The following is a 2,968-nucleotide window of genomic DNA, read 5'->3' as shown; positions in this document are numbered from 1 at the left end:
CCCGCCGCGGCCGCCGGAGCCGCGGCGGGTACGTACTGCTCCAGGACGGCGTGCGCGTTGGTGCCGCTGATCCCGAAGGCCGACACCCCGGCCCGGCGCGGGCCCTCGCCCTCCGGCCACGCGATGGTCCGCGCCAGCGGGCGCACCGCCCCCGAGGACCAGTCCACGTGGGAGGAGGGCGCGTCGTGGTGCAGGATCGCGGGCAGCAGCCCGTGCTCCATCGCCAGCACCGTCTTGATCACCCCGGCCACGCCGGCCGCGGCCTGCGGGTGCGCGATGTTCGACTTCAGCGAGCCCACCCACAGCGGGTGGTCCGCGTCGCGGCCCTGCCCGTACGTGGCCAGCAACGCCTGCGCCTCGATCGGGTCGCCCAGCCGGGTGCCCGTACCGTGCGCCTCCACCATGTCAACGTCCGAGGCGTCCAGCCCCGCGTTGGCGAGGGCCTGGCGGATCACCCGCTGCTGCGCCGGACCGCTGGGGGCCGCGAGCCCGTTGCTCGCCCCGTCCTGGTTCACCGCCGAGCCCCGGATCACGGCCAGCACCCGGTGCCCGTTGGCCTCCGCGTCGGAGAGCCGCTCCAGGACCACCATGCCGGCGCCCTCGCCCCAGCCGATGCCGTCGGCAGCGTCGGAGAACGGCTTGCAGCGGCTGTCGGGCGCGAGCCCGCGCTGCCGGCTGAACTCGATGAACATGCCCGGCGCGGCCATCACCGTGACACCGCCCGCCAGCGCCAGCCGGCACTCCCCGTCCCGCAGGGCCTGCGCCGCCATGTGCACCGTGACCAGCGAGGACGAGCAGGCCGTGTCCACGGTGTACGAGGGGCCCTCCAGCCCCAGCACGTAGCTGATCCGGCCCGACACCACACTGGAGTGCTTGCCCGTCACCAGGTAGCCCTCGAAGCCCTCCGGCGCCTCGTGCAGCCGGGAGCCGTAGTCCTGGTAGCACATGCCGGCGAACACGCCCGTGGGGCTGCCGTGCAGGGTCGACGGATCGATGCCCGCCCGCTCCAGCGCCTCGTACGACACCTGGAGCAGCACCCGCTGCTGCGGGTCCATCGCCTGCGCCTCGCGCGGCGAGATCCCGAAGAACCCCGGGTCGAAGTCGGCGGCGTCGTACAGGAACCCGCCCTCGCGGGAGTAGCTCTTGCCGGCCGCCTCCGGGTCCGGGTCGTACAGGCCCTCCAGGTCCCAGCCGCGGTCCTCGGGCAGCCCGGACACCGCGTCCCGCTCGTTCGCCAGCAGCTCCCAGAACTCCTCCGGGGTGCTCACCCCGCCCGGGAAGCGGCAGCCGATGCCGACGATCGCGATCGGGTCGTCGTCGTGCCGCGAGGCCGCGGCGACCACGGGGGCCGCCCCGGCGGGCGCCTCCTCGGCGCCGCCCGCCAGCAGGGTGCGCAGGAACGCGGCCAGGGCGTTCGGCGTCGGATTGTCGAACAGCAGCGTGGTGGGCAGCCGCAGACCGGTCGCGGCCGCGAGCCGGTTGCGCATCTGGACCACCGTCAGGGAGTCGAAGCCGATCTCCTTGAACGCCCGGCCGGCGCCGATCGCCTCCGGCGAGGCGTGCCCCAGGACCACGGCGGCCTCGGCGCGCACCAGCTCCAGGACGGCCCGGTGCTGTTCGGCGGCCGTCAGCCCGGCCAGGCCCGACGCCAGCCGCGGCCCGTCGTCCGCCGCGGCGGTCCGGGCGGCGGTCAGCGCCGTACGGGCCTCCGCGATCTCGGCGAGCAGCGGGCTCGGCCGGGTCGCCGCGTAACGGGGGGTGAACACCTCCCAGTCGATGTCCGCGACCACCGGTACGGCCCGCTCCCCGGCGACCGCCGGGGCCAGCGCGCGCACCGCCTGCTCGGCGGGCATGCCCGGGAACCCGGCCCGCCGGGTGTGCTCCTCGGCCGCGCCGGCCATACCGCCGCCGCCCCACACGCCCCAGGCCACCGAGGTGGCGGGCAGGCCCTGGGCGCGGCGCAGCCCGGCGAGGGCGTCGAGGGAGGCGTTGGCGGCCGCGTACGCGGCCTGCCCGCCGTTGCCGAGGACGCCCATGACGGAGGAGAACAGGACGAACGCGTCCAGCTCCAGGTCCTTCGTCAGCTCGTGCAGGTGGAACGCGGCCGTCGCCTTCGGCCGCAGCACCCGCGCCAGTCCGGCCGGGGTCAGCGACTCGATGACCGCGTCCCCGAGGGTGCCGGCGGTGTGCAGGACGGCCGTGAGGGGCTCGTCGGCCGGGACGCCCGCCAGGAGGGCCTCCAGGGCCGCCCGGTCGGCGGTGTCGCAGGCCGCGACGGTGGTGGGGACGCCCAGCGCCTCCAGTTCGGCGCGGAGTTCGGCCGCCCCTGGGGCCTCGGGGCCCCGGCGGCTCGTCAGCAGCAGCCGGGCGGCGCCGTTCGCGGCGAGCCAGCGGGCGAAGCGGGCGCCGAGCGCCCCGGTGCCGCCCGTGACCAGGACCGTTCCGCGCGGCCTCCACCCTTCGGCGGGGGCACCCGTCGTCCGGACCAGGCGCCGGCCGAGGACGCCCGCGGCCCGGACCGCTAGCTGGTCCTCACCCTCCCCGGCGGCCAGGACGCCGCTCAGCCGGCGCAGCGCCGGCCCGTCGAGCTCCTCCGGCAGGTCGACCAGCCCGCCCCAGCGGTCCGGGTGCTCCAGCCCGGCGACCGCGCCGAACCCCCACAGCTGGGCCTGCTCCGGCACCGGCGCCGGATCCCCGCCGCCGGTGACCACCGCCGACCGGGTCACCACCCACAGCGGGGCCCGCGTCCCGGCCAGGCCGAGCGCCCGCACCAGGGCCAGGGTGCCCGCCAGCGCGGCCGGCACCTCCGGGTGCTCCGGATGGCTCCCGGACGCCAGGCCCAGCAGGGACAGCACCCCCTCGGGCCGCGCGGACGCCCCGAGCGCCTCCGCGAGCACCGCCGGGTCCGCGTCCGCGCCGACGGGCAGCAGGGCCACCTCGGCGCCCCGGCCCAGCAGTTCCTCCCGCA

Annotated in this window: 1 protein-coding gene; it reads right to left on the bottom strand. The window is 77.3% G+C overall.

The features are described from left to right. Positions 1-2,968: type I polyketide synthase (locus AB0O29_RS34800; RefSeq protein ID WP_365160128.1), on the bottom strand; the 2,968-nt coding region annotated here is incomplete at both ends.

It is taken from the genome of Streptomyces sp. NPDC089915, from assembly GCF_040684675.1.
Lineage (GTDB): Bacteria > Actinomycetota > Actinomycetes > Streptomycetales > Streptomycetaceae > Streptomyces.
Note: the sequence above shows the minus strand (reverse complement) of the source record. Positions and strands in the feature narration are given on the sequence as shown.